Raw genomic sequence first — 14,353 nt, 5'->3', positions numbered from 1 at the left:
AGTTGTCACACTTTGGCTTTGTAGTGGTTGCTACGATTCAGTAAATACAAGCTAATCAGGGCAGCTGAGCCCACAAAAACTTCTCCACCGCCTCCAGTCCTTCGCCGCTGCGGATGTTGGTAAAGCACCAAGGGCGCCCAGGGCGCATGCATTCGGTGTCGGCTGCCATCACCTCAAGGCTTGCTCCCACCATGGGAGCCAGGTCGATCTTGTTGATCACCAACAGATCGGAGCGGGTGATCCCCGGGCCGCCCTTGCGAGGGATCTTGTCGCCAGCGGCCACATCGATCACATAGATGCAAAGATCCACCAATTCCGGGCTGAAGCTGGCAGCCAGGTTGTCGCCACCGCTCTCCACCAGCACCAGATCCAGATCGGGGAAGGCCGCCTCCAGCTCAGCCACCGCCGCCCGGTTGATCGAACAGTCCTCGCGGATGGCGGTGTGGGGGCAGCCACCGGTTTCGACGCCGCGGATGCGCTCGGGTTCTAAGGCCCCAACTCGGGTGAGGAACTGGGCATCCTCCTGGGTGTAAATGTCATTGGTAACAACCGCCAGCTGCAGACGATCGCGCAGTCGCCGGCACAGGGCCTCCACCAGGGCCGTTTTGCCCGAGCCCACCGGCCCAGCCACGCCCACCCGCAGCTTGCTCATCCGATCCGCTCAGCTGCGAAACAGCCTGGAGTACAGCTCGGCATGGCGCAACTGGGCCAGACCCGCACCCACACCACCGCTCCAAAGCTGATCGGGATCGGCAGCCACCAGTTCCAGGGCCCGCTCGGCAATCAAAGGTGCCAGGCCCAGCTGCAGGCGCTGGGCCTCGGTGGGTCCTAGGGGCACCAGCCGCAACGCCGCACTGAGCTGGTTGGCCACCCAGCCATACAAGTAGGCCTCCACCAGCTCGGTGGCGGCAACCTCCAGGGCGCGGCCTGCCAGGGCAAAGGCTGCCGGCCAAGCCAGGTTCAAGGCAGGCGGATTGAAGCCCAGATCGGCCAGCAGCCCCAGCAGCGACGCCCCCATCTGGCGCTGCTGGGCGCGCACCTCCGCCGCCTCCCGCAGGGCCAGCAACCAGCTATCGCGCTCGCGCAATTCGGCTGGTTCAGCCAGCAGCAAACCGGGCAAACTGGCCGCCTCCAGCGCCAAGGTGCCGCGCTGCAACTCAGCTTCCAGCCAGGCCCTCACCCCAGCCCCGTCCAGCAAAAGCCCGCGCTGCACCTGCACCTCCAAGCCCTCCGAATAACTGAAGGCCCCCACCGGCAGCGCCGGGCTGATCAGTTGAAACAACCGCAACCGGCTAGTGGTCATGGCTGTGGCTATGAGCGGAGCCGTAGGCACCAGACTCGGGCTGAAAGGGAGCCTGCAGCTGATCCACCTGCAGGCCGCGATGCTCCAGCAGATGGGCCAGCACGGAATCGGCGAGCAGGCGCAGTTCACCAGCCCTGATCTCCATCGCCACGTGGCGATTGCCAAGGTGATAGGCGGCCTGGAGCAGGGCCAGGGGATCGGCGCTGCGCACCTGCATCAGCTCCTCCAGCGCCGCTCGCACCTGCACCAGCGGTTCGGCAGCCGTGGCGGCCAGCCACTCACCGGGTTCTAGGGCTGCTCCCCGGCGCAGCTGCAGCAGCACCTGCCTGCCACAGACAGTGCAACGCAACCCCCGCAGCTGGGTGCGCTCCGCCGCTGAAAGGGCCAGCACCAAGGCAGGAACATCCCCCGGACTTGCCGCCAGCCCGCGCTCACTCAGCACCAAAGGCTGGGCAGCAGGCTCGGAGCTGGCCATCGCCGGGTGCACCATGGTCTTTAAACAGCATGCCTGGTGAATCATCCCAACACCATTGCGGCAGGCCGCTGGCACGGCTCCGCTGAGCTGGAGTTCAAGGCCAGGCAGGGCAGTCCGGGGGAGCCGCTGGTCACGGTGCATCAGGGCTGGGCCACCTCCCCCCTGAAATTGCAGCGGGCCTACCCCCAGGCAGACGGCCGCTGCGAATTGCCCCTCCTGCACACCGCCGGCGGCCTGGTGGGGGGCGACCAACTGACGGTGCGGGCCTACCTAGCCCCAGGTAGCCAGGCCCTGCTAACCAGCGTGGCGGCCCAGAAGGTGTATGGCTCGGTGGGGCGCTCCCGCTTGGTGCCGCAGGGCCAGTGGGCCCGCCAGAGTTTGCACTTCAGCCTTGAAGCCGGCAGCGACCTGGAATGGCTGCCCCAGGAGCTGGTGCTGTTTGCCGGCGGACTGCTGGAGCAGAACATCACGGTGGAGCTAGCAGCGGGGGCCAGCTGGCTGGGCATGGACGTCGTACGGCTGGGCCGCAGTGCCGCTGGTGAAACCCTGGGCCAGGGCTGCTGGCGCTCACGGCTGCAGGTGTGTCGCCGCGGCCCCGAAGGTCGCCGCTGGGAGCTGGTGGATCCCCTGGAAATCAGCGGCGCCAGCCTCGCTGCAGAACACGGCATGGCGAGCCAACCGGTGCTGGGATCGCTGGTGTGGGCGGCGCCGCAGCCCCTGGGGGCCGCTGCCCTGGCCCAGCTGCTGGCCGACTGCCGCAGCGACCGCCAGGGCCTGGAGGGCGACCTGGCCTGCGGAGCCCTAGACCAGGGCCTGATCGCTCGCTACCGCGGCCCTTCCAGTCAGGCGGCCCGGTTTTGGTTCACCAGTGTATGGGCCCGGATCCGGGCCGCACGCGGCCTCAGCGCCCCGGAACTGCCGCGGGTATGGCCCTTCCAGGAACAGCCCTTGGGTTCAGGCTGAACGGGTCAAGGCGCCCTAAAGCTGCCAAAGTTGGCTCATGCACCTAACCCCCCAGGAAAAGGACAAGCTGCTGATAGTCACCGCCGCCCTGCTGGCAGAGAGGCGGCTCAACCGCGGCCTGCGGCTCAACCACCCTGAGGCGGTGGCCTGGCTCAGCTTTCAGGTGATCGAAGGCGCCCGCGACGGCAAGACCGTTGCCGCCCTGATGGCCGAGGGCAGCACCTGGCTGAGCCGTGAACAGGTGATGGAGGGCATTCCGGAGCTGGTAAGCGAAGTGCAGATCGAGGCGATGTTTCCCGACGGCACCAAGCTTGTGACCCTGCACGACCCGATCCGCTGATCGCTGCCCCACAACCCCGATCCGCCATGCCCCCCCTGATCCCTGGTGAACTACTGCCCGAGCCCGGCGAAATCGTGCTGAACGCCGGTCGGCCCGTGACAACGCTGCTGGTGGCCAACAGCGGCGACCGGCCCGTGCAGGTGGGCTCCCACTTCCATTTCTTTGAGGCCAACAGCGCACTCAAATTCGACCGCGACGCGGCCCGCGGCCTGCGGCTCGACATCCCCGCCGGCACGGCTATCCGCTTCGAGCCCGGCGACAGCCGCGAGGTGCAGCTGGTGCCCTTCGCCGGCGAGCGCCGCATCTTCGGCTTCAACGGCTTGGTCAACGGACCGCTCGATTAACGCCCATCCCGGCAACCCCACCCCATGCCCTATCGCATCTCCCGCCGCGCCTACGCCGAGACCTACGGCCCCACCACCGGCGATCGGCTGCGCCTAGCCGACACCGAGCTGTTTCTGGAAGTGGAAAAAGATTTCACTGTCTACGGCGATGAGGTGAAGTTTGGCGGCGGCAAGGTGATCCGCGACGGCATGGGCCAGGGCCAGACACCCCGCAGCCAGGGCGCCGTGGACACAGTCATAACCAACGCCCTGATCCTGGATTGGTGGGGGATCGTCAAGGCCGACATCGGCCTGCGCGATGGCCGCATCTGCGCCATCGGCAAGGCGGGCAACCCCGACACCCAGGCCGGCGTGACGATCGTGGTGGGACCGGGCACCGAAGCGATCGCCGGCGAGGGCCACATCATCACCGCCGGTTCAATCGACACCCACATCCACTTCATCTGCCCCCAGCAGATTGAAACGGCCCTGGCCAGCGGTGTAACCACCCTGCTGGGGGGCGGCACCGGCCCGGCCACCGGCACCAACGCCACCACCTGCACCCCGGGCGCCTTTCACCTGGCCCGCATGTTGCAGGCCGCCGAGGGCCTGCCGGTGAATCTGGGCTTCTACGGCAAGGGCAACGCCTCCACCCCCGAAGCGATCGAAGAGCAGGTGCGCGCCGGCGCCTGCGGCCTCAAGCTGCACGAAGACTGGGGCACCACCCCAGCCGCGATCGACTGCTGCCTCACGGTGGCCGATCGCTTTGACGTGCAGGTGTGCATCCACTCCGACACCCTCAACGAGGCCGGCTTTGTGGAAGACACGATCCGCGCCATCGGCGGCCGCACCATCCACACCTTTCACACCGAAGGAGCCGGCGGCGGTCACGCCCCCGACATCATCAAAATCTGCGGCGAAGCCAACGTGCTGCCCAGCAGCACCAACCCCACCCGCCCCTACACCCGCAACACGCTCGAGGAGCACCTCGACATGCTGATGGTGTGCCACCACCTGGATCCACGCATCCCGGAGGATGTGGCCTTCGCCGAGTCGCGCATCCGCCGCGAAACGATTGCCGCCGAAGACATCCTCCACGACCTGGGCGCCTTCTCGATCATCGCCAGCGACTCCCAGGCCATGGGCCGGGTGGGCGAGGTGATCACCCGCACCTTCCAGACCGCCCACAAGATGAAAGTCCAGCGCGGCGCCTTGCCCGAAGACGCCGCTTCCAGTGGAGGGCGCAACGACAACACCCGCTTGAAGCGCTATATCGCCAAAACCACGATCAACCCGGCGATCGCCCACGGGCTTGATTCCCAGATCGGTTCGGTGGAGGTGGGCAAGCTTGCCGATCTGGTGCTGTGGAAGCCGGGCTTTTTCGGGGTGAAACCGGAATTGGTGATCAAGGGCGGCTCAATCGTGTGGGCCCAGATGGGCGATGCCAACGCCTCGATCCCCACCCCCGGACCGGTGCACGGCCGGCCGATGTTTGCCGCTTTTGGGGCCGCCCTGGCCCCCAGTTGCCTCACCTTCATGAGCCAGGCAGCCCTCGATGCCGACCTACCCCGCCAGCTGGGCCTGAAACGCCCCTGCGTGCCAGTGACCAACACCCGCGGCGACATCGGCAAGGCCTCAATGAAAAACAACACGGCCCTGCCGAATGTTGAGGTTGACCCCCAGACCTATGAGGTGTTCGCCGATGGGGTGCACCTCAGCTGCGAACCAGCCGAGGTGCTGCCAATGGCCCAGCGCTACTTCCTGCTCTAATCGGCCACCGTGTTGGGGTCGCGCAGGCGATTGCGCCGCTCCGGCAGCAGCTGGGGAAGCAGGGACAGGGGTTCGCTGAAGCCCAATCCCATGGTGGTAACGGTGCCGGAGCGCACAAACCAACGCACCAAGCCAGCCACCCGATGCAAGTCGGTGGCCCGATGCACCTTGAAATCAACCAGCAGTCTTTGACCTACCTGTAACTCATGGTTTTCGGTGATCAACAGGCACAAGCCACCGAGGCTGATATCGAGGATGTCGGCATAAAACCACTCGGTGCGGGGTTCGCCATCTGGGCTGAGCAGCTGAATCGGCACCGGACGACAAGGTGGCGCCACCAACCTTTCAAAGCGGCGCTGACCATCGTCGGGACCCAGGATTTCTAGGTATTCATCCCCGGTGAGGATTGTTTCTGCCTCAAAACGCCCTGGATCTTTACTGAAGGGTTCGGACCAGGAGACCCCAGGCGCTCTGGAGGCATCGCCAGCAAGATTGGGGAGATGGCTGGGCATCACAAAAGCCCCAAAGAGCTGCCGTTGTCTCACCTTAATGGCCGAGGAAGGAAGCCGCCAGAGACGGAGCTGGCCATCCGTATCAATCCACACCGGCGTCAACCCCAGCGGGTGGACATGATCCCGCCATGGCAGGTGGCGCGGCATGTTTACCGAATACAGACCAAATCGGGGCTACGACGAATATTTCAGCGCCCCTGATCAGCCTCGCACTGCCCTACGCCCTCTGCTCTCCTCCCTAGGCCAGCTGGGCCTCGATGAACTGAACCGCAATCACGCAGCAGCCGGTGTGTTGCTGCGGCGGCTGGGGGCCACCTTTCGCCTCAATGGCTCCGGCAGCCAGGGGGGTGAGCGCATCCTGCCCTTCGACCCCCTGCCGCGGCTGATCGGTAGCGCGGACTGGCAACGCCTCGAAGCAGGCCTGTTCCAGCGGCTAGAGGCGATCGACCTATTTCTGGCCGATGTCTATGGACCCCAAAAAATCCTCAACGACGGTGTGATTCCGCGGCAGGACGTGGAGAGCTCCCAGGGCTGGCGGCCCCAACTGCAGGGCTTCCAGCCGCCCCTGGGACGCTGGTGCCATATCTCCGGCCTTGATCTGGTGCGCGACGGCGAGGGCACCTGGCGTGTGCTGGAAGACAACCTGCGCTGTCCCTCCGGCGTCGCCTACTTCCTGGAAAACCGCCGGGTGATGAAGCGGATGTTCCCGAGCCTGTTTGCCGGCCGCACCGTGCAACCGATCGACGATTACCCCTCCCACCTGCTGCAAACCCTGCGGGAGCTAGCCCCTTGGACCGATACCCCCAAGGTGGTGCTGCTCACCCCCGGGGTGTTCAACAGCGCCTACTTCGAGCACAGCTACCTGGCCCAGCAGATGGGCATCCAGCTGGTGGAGGGCCGCGACCTGATCTGCCAGGACGACCGGGTGTGGATGCGCAGCACGGCCGGGCCCGAACCGGTGGATGTGATCTACCGGCGCATCGACGACGACTTCCTCGACCCAGCCGTATTCCGCAGCGATTCGATGCTTGGGGTGAGAGGCCTGATGGCCGCTTACCGGGCCGGCCGGGTGGCAATCGCCAACGCACCAGGCACCGGCGTAGCCGACGACAAGCTGATCTACGCCTACCTGCCGGAGATGATCCGCTACTACCTCGGCGAAGATCCAATAATTGAAAACGTGCCCACCTACCTCTGCGCCAGGGAGGACGACCGGGCCTACGTGCTAGCCCACCTCAGTGAGCTGGTGGTGAAAGCGGTGGCCGAGGCCGGTGGCTACGGCATGCTCATCGGCCCCCACGCCAGCAGCGCGGAGATCGCCGAGTTTGCCGTCAAGATCCAGGCCGATCCCCGCAACTACATAGCCCAGCCCACCCTCGAGCTCTCCACCGTGCCCTCGCTGAGCGAGGGCGAATTGTTCCCCTGCCATGTGGATCTACGGCCCTATGTGCTTCGCGGCAAGGGGGCCTGGGTAAGCCCGGGCGGTCTCACCCGGGTGGCCCTGCGCCGGGGCTCCCTGGTGGTCAACTCTTCCCAAGGTGGCGGCTGCAAGGACACCTGGATCGTGAGTGAACAACCATGCTGAGCCGCGTCGCCGACTCCCTTTATTGGATCAACCGCTATGTGGAGCGGGCCGAAAACATCTCCCGCTTTGTGGAGGTGAGCGAAGCGATGGCCCTCGACTGCCCACCCGGCAGCGCCGAACCCTGGCTACCGCTGGTTGATGCCAGTGGCGATCGGGAACTATTTGACCGTCTCTATCCAGAAGGACGCCCGGAGCAGGTGGTGGAGTTTCTGGTGCGCGCCGAGGCCAATCCCAACAGCGTGGTGAGCTGCATCGCCATCGCCCGCGAAAACGCTCGCCAGATCCGCGATGTAATCACCACCGAAATGTGGGAACAGCTCAACGACATCTATTGGACGCTGTTCGACAACAAGGGCTTCTGGGATCAGCCGCCCCAGGAGCAACTTCGCGACATCCGCCGGTCCTGCCAACTTTTCTATGGCATCACGGATGCCACCCTCAGCCGCGACCTCTCCTGGCAATTCAGCCGCCTGGGGCGGGTGCTGGAACGGGCTGAAAAAACCACCCGCATCCTCGATGTGAAGTACTTCCTGCTGCTGCCTTCACCTGATGAGGTGGGCGGCGTGCTCGATGAACTGCAGTGGATTTCGCTACTGCGTAGCGCCGGTGCCTATCAAATGTTCCGTCAGTCGCGCCAGCAGGCGATCGAGCCCAAGGCGGTGGCCAGCTTCCTGCTGCTCGACCCGATCTTTCCGCGCTCGGTGCGCTACTGCCTGGAGCGCATCCACGAAACCTTGAGAATCGTGCGCGGCCAGGCGGTGCCAGGAGCTCCAGACGAGCTCGAATGCCTCAGCGGCCTCACCCTGGCCCGCTGGAGCTACAGCCGCATCGACGAGCTGATTGCGGGAGGCTTGCACGAGTCGATCGACGGCCTGCAGAGCGACCTCAACCGGCTCCATGATCTGATCGAACAGCGCTACTTCATCGCCGACCACGCATGCGTGCCCGCGTAACCCACACCTTCACCTACCGCTACAGCGCTCCGGTGCTGCTGGGTCCGCACCGGTTCTGCCTGAAGCCCCGGGGCCACGGCTTTCAGCGGCTGCTGGACTTCCAGCTGGTAGTGACGCCTGAGCCAGGGCGGCTCTACCCCTTGGTGGCAGCCAGCGGCGATGAAATTCTGCGGGCCCGTTTCAACGGGCCAACAGATGCGTTCATCGTGCGGGCCAGCAGCCTGGTGGAAACGGAAACGGCACCACTGCTGCAGATTTGCCTGGAGGGCAGCGAACCGATGCTGCCATACCCGGTGGGCCAGCTGAACGGTGACCTGGCCGGCAGCCTCGAGGGCTGGCTACCCAATGGCCAGCACGATCCAGCCGCGGTGGACATGGCCCAAGAAGCGCTGATGGGCAGCGATCAACGGGCGCTGATGTTTCTGCAACAGCTGGTGGAGATCATTCAAGACCGGGTCAAGTACACCCAGCGACACGTGGGTCCGGCCTGGCCCGCCGGCCGCACCCTCAAGGAAAGGGTGGGGTCCTGCCGAGACCTGGCGATGCTGATGGTGGAAGCCTGCCGCTGCGTGGGTTTACCGGCTCGCTTCGTGAGCGGCTACCACCTGGTAGAACCAAAGCCGGAGAGCTACGACCTGCACGCCTGGGCCGAGGTGTATCTGCCAGGTGCAGGCTGGCGGGGCTTTGATCCCAGCGGCATAGGCGTAATCGACGATCGCTACATCACCTTGGCCACTTCCTCCAAGCCGGAGCTGACCGCCGCAGTCACCGGCAGCTTTTCAGGGCCGAATGGCGTCGAAAGCCTGCTGGAATGGGGCATTGAGGCAGACATCCAAGAGCCAGCCGCAACCATGCAGTCCGCCTAAGCAAAAGGTACCTGCAATTGGGTGCCCTCCATTTCCAAACAAACCACCTGATGGCGGCCGCGACCCTTAGCCACGTAAAGCGCGCCGTCGGCGGCGGCCATCAACAACTCCAAGTCGTAGCCGCTCGCTCCTGCCGTGGAGGCAACTCCAACGGAAAGCTCCACCTCCACCACGCCGCCGTCGTCCTTGTGCAGCGGGCTCACCTGCAACTGCTGACGAGTTCGATCCAACATCTGCACAGCGCGTTCGCGGGGGTTTTGCAGCAGGATTATGAATTCGTCCCCACCCAATCGCCCCACCAGATCTGAGCTGCGGCCCGCACCAGCCAAGAACTTAGAGACGTGGCGAATCACCTGATCCCCCACTTCATGACCATTGTTGTCATTGATGGCCTTGAAGTGATCAACATCGATCAAGGCCATGGAGCAAGGCACACCCACTTGCTGCGCCTTGGCGAGCACTTCCCTAGCAGTCTCCATGAAAGTGCGCCGATTAAAGATACCGGAAAGGGCATCAATCTGAGCCATATTGAGCAACTCGGGCAGCAAGTGACGACGCAGCATCAACAACAAACCCAGGGAGCCAAAGATCAGGGGCAGGGTGCCGGCAATAAAGACCAACAGCACAAAAGTGAGCGCTTCATTGCGCTGGGTGTCCAGGTTGACAACAGTGATCAGGGTGGCCCGATCGCCAAATCCACCCCCCCGATCCTCCAGGGCCAGGGGTGACTGCCGCATCGTCACTAGGAAATCACCACCAAGCCAGGGCAGGGGACCAACAAAAACGCGCCGGTCCTGGTTGAGGCAGCTCACCACCCCGTCTTTGCTGGGGCAATCAGCAAACAGCGCCCTCAAAGGCTGCTCACCTGCCAGCTGCAACACATGGGGCAGGGGCAGGTTCACCAGGGCATTGTTGGAGGCCACCAGCACGACCCCGCGAGTATCTACAACTAGGGCACTCTCTAAACCCTGATTGACAGTTGCCCGCTGCAAATCACGCTGCAGATCATGCAACGGACGGTAGCCAGTCATGCTCACGCTGAGGATGCGCTCCAGGTTGGTGGCACTCCGCTCAATCTCCCTAGCGTTGTAGGAGAGCACCAAGGCACCAGCCAGAAGCGCCATTAGTGCTGATCCAACAGCTCCGGTGAGAGCCACCAACAGCCAAAGCTGACGGTTAATCCGGCCCTTGAGCAGAGACGCTCCTGACAATTAGACTCCAGGCCAAGTTAGGAGGCTTAAGCTTATAAGAAATATCCGCCAGTTGGACTATTTCACTAAAAAGGTAACCATTTTTTCTGGTTTTGGCAGAAAAGCCTGGGTGGGGGTTGGCAGTGGCGTCTTGGCCGAAAGGCGACCTGCGGAAATCATCTGGCCTGCCATGCGGGCGAGCACGCGAGCAACCGAGCCAGTTGGAGCAAGCATTTCCGCCTGATCGGCTGATGTTGGATAACGAATGCCGCGCTCAGAAGCCACAAACTCTGCCGGGCTTACCTGCTCTCGTTTAGCCATCAGGGCCTGGGAGGAAATTGGTTCGGCCCTGGCCAGGGCCTGAGCTGCCCACCAAGTGCGCACTAGTGCCCTAATCATGCCCGGATGGCGCTTAGCAAAAGCAGGATTTACAGCCAAGATATCAACAATCTCCCCGGGTATTTGAGCAGAACTAAATAAAACCCGATAGCGAGAATCCTCACGCAGGAGATTCGAATGAGGTGGATAGGTAACAATGGCGGCAACCTTGCCCTTGCTCAGCGCGCTAACAAGGGCGCTGGGCCCTTCGTGCATGAGGTGCACCTGGTCAAATGGAACTTGCTTGGTTTCAAAAGCACGCAAAAGCAGATATTCAGAAAGCACAGTGCGCTCCAGCCCCACAGTCTGACCAACCAAACCACGTACATCTCCAATATCGCTCTTGCTTATAATCACATCCGCACCCTCGGACTGGTCAATCACTAAAAACAACTCAGGGCAGCGCTTTGGCACCTCCTGGCAAATCGTGATTGCATCCGGAAGATTAGTAGCGATGACCTCAACGTCCCCACGGCCATAAGCAAGCCGCTGGTCCTCAATAGAGGTGTATTGCTGGACACGCAAATCGAGCCCATAGCGGTGACCCAGCCGCCGCTGCTCAGCCAAATACAGATACTCGAAGCCAGGCCAACTGGTAATCGCCACAGAAAGCCTTGGCTGGGAATTCAGGATTCGCCAGGCAGCCAATGAGCCTACCAACGAAACCAAGCCAACCAAAGCCAAAACCCAAGGACTCTGAAGCTTGAGATGCTGGAGACTCGGACGCTGGAGACTCGGACGCTGACTTGTCATCGCAGGGCTGCTTCCACCAAGCGGTTAGTTACTGAAGGCAGCTGGGCGCCAATCCGCACCAGTTCCAAATCCTCGTGCACCTTTTGGACAGACTTGAGATTGCGCTCCATCGCACCCCCCGGAGCCAACATTTCCTTCTGCTCAACAAGTCCATAATAAACCAAGCCTCGTTCAGCCTGCTGAAATTCCTTGGCACTCACTTTCTGCCGATCAGCCATCAGGCCTATCGACTGCTTTGGACGGGTCTGGGCCAATTGGTGAGCGTCTTGCCAGACCTTTACAAGCTTTGCCAGAGCAGCGGAATGGCTATGAAGATACGAAGGATCAACAGCCAATACATCAAAGATTTCGCCCGGGGTTTGCCGACTGTCAAATAGCACCTTGGAATGGCCATCTCGCGCTGCAAAGTCACTAAACGGTGGGTAAAAGGCGACTGCATCAATGCTGCCCTTAGCCAAGGCAGCGGGCATTTCCGCCATCGGCATATTACGGATCTCCACCTGATCTAGGCTCAACCCGAAACTCTGTAAAGCCCGACTAACAAAATAGGGGCCAAGGGTTGAAAAAGTTGTACCAATACTCTTACCCGCTAGGGCCTGCAAAGAATCAATACCATTGCGCGCCGCAATAATATCGCCACCACGAGATTCATCCAGAATCAGCACCACCACAGGGCAGCGCTCTGGCTTCCTAGCGCAGATATCAATGAGCTCTACAGTAGTGAGTTGAGCCACATTGAGTTCACCCCGCAGATAGGAATGAACTATTTCCTGGGGATCCGTAAACTGAGATGTTACTAATTTGAAGCCGTAACGCTCAGCCAGGCCCTGCCTCTCAGCCAAATAAAAATATTCATACCCCGGCCAGCTCGATACGGGCACCTTGACCTGCTCAGGCTTGGCAGTGCAACCTGCCACCGCCGCCCAGACGAAGCCAATTACAGCCAGGCCGAACGACTCGCGACACAAGCCCCTTGGCGCCGAGATGCCCATTAGCGCAAAATTAAAGAAAAAACGACAAACTCATGCAAGCTAAGGGCTAGCCCGGGAAAGGCATTTAACCACGATCTGCCTATGAAAATAATTGGCTTGTTGCCAAAAACTTCATATCTCGCACGCTGACAGCTACTGCGACTACATTTTCTTGATGGCATCGATAACCGGTTCTCCTACCCCGTCCCCGTGGAGCCCGCTGTTTGCGCCTCCTACTCGTAGGCAAGGGCTTGTTCTTGCCCTGACCACTGGTTTGGCCGTGCTCCTGAACCTGCAGCCCCTGCCACTCTTTTATGGCATCCAGGTGTTGCTGGGTTCGATCCTGCCGATCCTGGCCCTGCTGCTCTGGCGCACCGGCTGGGTAATTCCGGTGGGCTGCATCGCCAGCTTGGTGACCTGGCAGGCATGGGGACATCCTTGGGCGGTGGTGATCTTCAGCGCCGAAATCACCTGGCTAACCCTCGGCCTACAACGCCTGAGCCGCCGCAATGATCAAGTAAGCACTGGCGCAGTTATCCCCCTGGCGATCGGCTACTGGCTTCTGCTGGGGGCGCCCATGGTGGCCATTTTTTATGGCCTAATACTTCGAATAGACCCCAGCAACGTAGCCGTCACGGCACTGAAACAAGTTGTCAATGGGGTCCTTAACGCCACCATTGCATTCGTGCTGTTCATGGTAATCAGCGCCTTTCAGAACCGCAAGGGCCATGGCAATGGCATCTCGTTGCGGGGGGTGATTGTAGGGCTGGTGCTGATCACCATGACCGTGCCAACCCTAATCATCACTATGAGCTCCGGCTATCAGCTGGAGCTGGCGATACAGCAAGCGGAGCTTGACAATCTAAAAGTAGTAAATCGATCTGTTGCCGCATCCAGACCTTGGTCTGAGATACCGGGCGGGAATGTGGCCTACCGACGTGTCGAGGCCAATGGCAAGAGCACCAGCTCCGATCCTGAACTGTTCAGTCAGCTCGACAAGAACTTCACCGATGGGGGACGCACCTATGTGCATCCCCCCGAGTTGGCGGTGCTGATCTCCAAGCAACCCCTACCCGCGCTGAAGAAATGGGTAAATGGCTACTGGAGTTACAGCCAGCTGCATGCCAGCCAAGGCCAGCCGTCCTTATTGATCCAGGTAGTGCAGCCCGCTGGCACACTGGTGAAACGGATGCAAGATCAAAGCTCGCAGCTGTTGATGGTTGTTCTGATCACTCTGCTGCTTGGAACTGCCGCCAGCATGACAATTGGCACATTGTTTGAGCGCGAAATCAATAAAGTGCTGCAGCCGATGCTTACAAGCCCAGACGGTCTGAGCACACTTGCCCCCTCTCTGATCAACGAACTGCGCGTAATGGTGCTGTTGATCAACCAAAGGATCCAGCAGGTGCGCTGGCTGACCGTTGATCTGCAAGAGACCAACCAAGCTCTGCGCCGATCACGCGACGAGCTCGAACAGATCAATACCAGCGACTTACTCACCGGCTGCGGTAATCGCAATGCCCTGTTCCTAAGGCTCAAAGAGGAATGCCTGCGCTGCCGCCGCACCGGCGAGCCCCTCAGCTGCATCACCATCGACGTGGATGGTCTCACCAAAATCAATGACCGCTTTGGCCATGAAATCGGCGACTTAGTTCTGAAACGAGTGGCCAGTGCGGTACGCCAACGGCTGCGCATCACCGACCACTTCTTCCGCAGCGGCGGGGATGAATTCGTAGTGGTGGCCACCGATTGCAATGGGGCTGCCGCCCAGGAAATGGCTGCAGATCTACAAGCACTGGTGAGCCAGCTGGAGCTAGGCAGCAAGCAGGACCCAGTGCCCACCAGCATCACCACTGGAATCAGCAGCCTAGAGGGTGATGAACTCAAACCCGATACCCTGCTGGCCCGCTCGGATGCGGACATGCGCCAGGCCAGACAAAATGGGAACATCTGATCTAATATTGTGGTTGG

The 14,353-nt window shown here is 61.7% G+C and carries 15 protein-coding genes; 8 read left to right on the top strand and 7 right to left on the bottom strand.

Features of this window, described 5'->3' with window-relative positions; translation table 11 throughout:
* Positions 1 to 55: 55 nt before the first annotated feature.
* From ureG to ureE, 3 genes are read right to left on the bottom strand one after another with little or no spacing between them, the layout of a single operon-like run.
* Complete coding sequence (gene ureG / locus KBY73_RS01780) at positions 56 to 652, bottom strand: urease accessory protein UreG (RefSeq protein WP_254935381.1); 597 nt, start codon at positions 650 to 652, stop codon at positions 56 to 58.
* A gap of 9 nt (positions 653 to 661) precedes the next feature.
* A complete protein-coding gene (locus KBY73_RS01775) occupies positions 662 to 1,303 on the bottom strand; it encodes an urease accessory protein UreF (RefSeq protein WP_254935380.1) in 642 nt (213 codons plus the stop codon).
* Positions 1,293 to 1,778 carry an urease accessory protein UreE gene (gene ureE, locus KBY73_RS01770; protein WP_254935379.1) on the bottom strand — a complete coding sequence of 162 codons (486 nt, stop codon included), beginning with the start codon at positions 1,776 to 1,778 and terminating at the stop codon, positions 1,293 to 1,295. The genes KBY73_RS01775 and ureE overlap by 11 nt, the downstream gene beginning before the upstream one ends.
* A gap of 36 nt (positions 1,779 to 1,814) precedes the next feature.
* On the opposite strand from ureE, the gene KBY73_RS01765 reads away from it, so the two are divergent.
* The 4 genes from KBY73_RS01765 to ureC are packed head-to-tail and all read left to right on the top strand — an operon-like array spanning position 1,815 to position 5,174.
* Positions 1,815 to 2,741 carry an urease accessory protein UreD gene (locus tag KBY73_RS01765; protein ID WP_396096401.1) on the top strand — a complete coding sequence of 309 codons (927 nt, stop codon included), beginning with the start codon at positions 1,815 to 1,817 and terminating at the stop codon, positions 2,739 to 2,741.
* A gap of 37 nt (positions 2,742 to 2,778) precedes the next feature.
* Complete coding sequence (locus KBY73_RS01760; RefSeq protein ID WP_254935378.1) at positions 2,779 to 3,081, top strand: urease subunit gamma; 303 nt, start codon at positions 2,779 to 2,781, stop codon at positions 3,079 to 3,081.
* A 26-nt stretch (positions 3,082 to 3,107) separates the two neighbouring features.
* A complete protein-coding gene (locus tag KBY73_RS01755; RefSeq protein WP_254935377.1) occupies positions 3,108 to 3,425 on the top strand; it encodes an urease subunit beta in 318 nt (105 codons plus the stop codon).
* A 24-nt stretch (positions 3,426 to 3,449) separates the two neighbouring features.
* Positions 3,450 to 5,174: an urease subunit alpha gene (gene ureC / locus KBY73_RS01750; protein ID WP_254935376.1), complete on the top strand. Its 1,725-nt coding sequence runs from the start codon at positions 3,450 to 3,452 to the stop codon at positions 5,172 to 5,174.
* Here ureC and KBY73_RS01745 read toward each other — a convergent pair.
* Positions 5,171 to 5,719, bottom strand: a complete 549-nt coding sequence (locus KBY73_RS01745; RefSeq protein WP_254935375.1) for a PilZ domain-containing protein — start codon at positions 5,717 to 5,719, stop codon at positions 5,171 to 5,173. The genes ureC and KBY73_RS01745 overlap by 4 nt on opposite strands.
* 112 nt (positions 5,720 to 5,831) lie before the next feature.
* On the opposite strand from KBY73_RS01745, the gene KBY73_RS01740 reads away from it, so the two are divergent.
* From KBY73_RS01740 to KBY73_RS01730, 3 genes are read left to right on the top strand one after another with little or no spacing between them, the layout of a single operon-like run.
* Positions 5,832 to 7,271, top strand: coding sequence for a circularly permuted type 2 ATP-grasp protein (locus KBY73_RS01740; protein ID WP_254935374.1), 1,440 nt, complete (start codon positions 5,832 to 5,834; stop codon positions 7,269 to 7,271).
* Entirely contained in the window at positions 7,265 to 8,224 is a 960-nt protein-coding gene (locus KBY73_RS01735) for an alpha-E domain-containing protein (protein WP_254935373.1), read from the top strand. Before KBY73_RS01740 ends, KBY73_RS01735 begins: the two co-directional genes overlap by 7 nt.
* Positions 8,209 to 9,090 carry a transglutaminase family protein gene (locus KBY73_RS01730; RefSeq protein ID WP_254935372.1) on the top strand — a complete coding sequence of 294 codons (882 nt, stop codon included), beginning with the start codon at positions 8,209 to 8,211 and terminating at the stop codon, positions 9,088 to 9,090. Before KBY73_RS01735 ends, KBY73_RS01730 begins: the two co-directional genes overlap by 16 nt.
* Here KBY73_RS01730 and KBY73_RS01725 read toward each other — a convergent pair.
* From KBY73_RS01725 to KBY73_RS01715, 3 genes are all read right to left on the bottom strand, one after another.
* Entirely contained in the window at positions 9,087 to 10,214 is a 1,128-nt protein-coding gene (locus KBY73_RS01725) for a diguanylate cyclase (protein WP_254935371.1), read from the bottom strand. The two genes, KBY73_RS01730 and KBY73_RS01725, sit on opposite strands and share 4 nt — an antisense overlap.
* Before the next feature lie 144 nt (positions 10,215 to 10,358).
* Positions 10,359 to 11,264 carry an ABC transporter substrate-binding protein gene (locus KBY73_RS01720; RefSeq protein ID WP_254935370.1) on the bottom strand — a complete coding sequence of 302 codons (906 nt, stop codon included), beginning with the start codon at positions 11,262 to 11,264 and terminating at the stop codon, positions 10,359 to 10,361.
* 143 nt (positions 11,265 to 11,407) lie between these two features.
* The gene (locus tag KBY73_RS01715; protein ID WP_254935369.1) at positions 11,408 to 12,403 is read right to left on the bottom strand and encodes an ABC transporter substrate-binding protein; all 996 of its coding nucleotides are present in this window, start codon (positions 12,401 to 12,403) and stop codon (positions 11,408 to 11,410) included.
* A gap of 259 nt (positions 12,404 to 12,662) precedes the next feature.
* Between KBY73_RS01715 and KBY73_RS01710 the strand changes: the two genes are divergently transcribed.
* Positions 12,663 to 14,336 (top strand): GGDEF domain-containing protein, encoded by a 1,674-nt coding sequence (locus KBY73_RS01710; RefSeq protein ID WP_254935615.1) that lies wholly within the window; start codon positions 12,663 to 12,665, stop codon positions 14,334 to 14,336.
* The last annotated feature ends 17 nt before the right edge of the window (positions 14,337 to 14,353 follow it).

The sequence above is a fragment of the Cyanobium sp. Tous-M-B4 genome, assembly GCF_024345395.1.
In the GTDB taxonomy this organism is placed as follows: Bacteria; Cyanobacteriota; Cyanobacteriia; order PCC-6307; family Cyanobiaceae; genus Cyanobium_A.
This window is presented reverse-complemented; position numbering and strand designations above follow the sequence as displayed.

What these genes read in the sequence shown, in the direction of transcription:
- ureG (WP_254935381.1), bottom strand. Translation starts at nt 652, where the DNA reads ATGAGCAAGCTGCGGGTGGGCGTGGCTGGGCCGGTGGGCTCGGGCAAA.
- KBY73_RS01775 (WP_254935380.1), bottom strand. Translation starts at nt 1,303, where the DNA reads ATGACCACTAGCCGGTTGCGGTTGTTTCAACTGATCAGCCCGGCGCTG.
- ureE (WP_254935379.1), bottom strand. Translation starts at nt 1,778, where the DNA reads ATGGCCAGCTCCGAGCCTGCTGCCCAGCCTTTGGTGCTGAGTGAGCGC.
- KBY73_RS01760 (WP_254935378.1), top strand. Translation starts at nt 2,779, where the DNA reads ATGCACCTAACCCCCCAGGAAAAGGACAAGCTGCTGATAGTCACCGCC.
- KBY73_RS01755 (WP_254935377.1), top strand. Translation starts at nt 3,108, where the DNA reads ATGCCCCCCCTGATCCCTGGTGAACTACTGCCCGAGCCCGGCGAAATC.
- ureC (WP_254935376.1), top strand. Translation starts at nt 3,450, where the DNA reads ATGCCCTATCGCATCTCCCGCCGCGCCTACGCCGAGACCTACGGCCCC.
- KBY73_RS01740 (WP_254935374.1), top strand. Translation starts at nt 5,832, where the DNA reads ATGTTTACCGAATACAGACCAAATCGGGGCTACGACGAATATTTCAGC.
- KBY73_RS01735 (WP_254935373.1), top strand. Translation starts at nt 7,265, where the DNA reads ATGCTGAGCCGCGTCGCCGACTCCCTTTATTGGATCAACCGCTATGTG.
- KBY73_RS01730 (WP_254935372.1), top strand. Translation starts at nt 8,209, where the DNA reads ATGCGTGCCCGCGTAACCCACACCTTCACCTACCGCTACAGCGCTCCG.
- KBY73_RS01725 (WP_254935371.1), bottom strand. Translation starts at nt 10,214, where the DNA reads ATGGCGCTTCTGGCTGGTGCCTTGGTGCTCTCCTACAACGCTAGGGAG.
- KBY73_RS01715 (WP_254935369.1), bottom strand. Translation starts at nt 12,403, where the DNA reads ATGGGCATCTCGGCGCCAAGGGGCTTGTGTCGCGAGTCGTTCGGCCTG.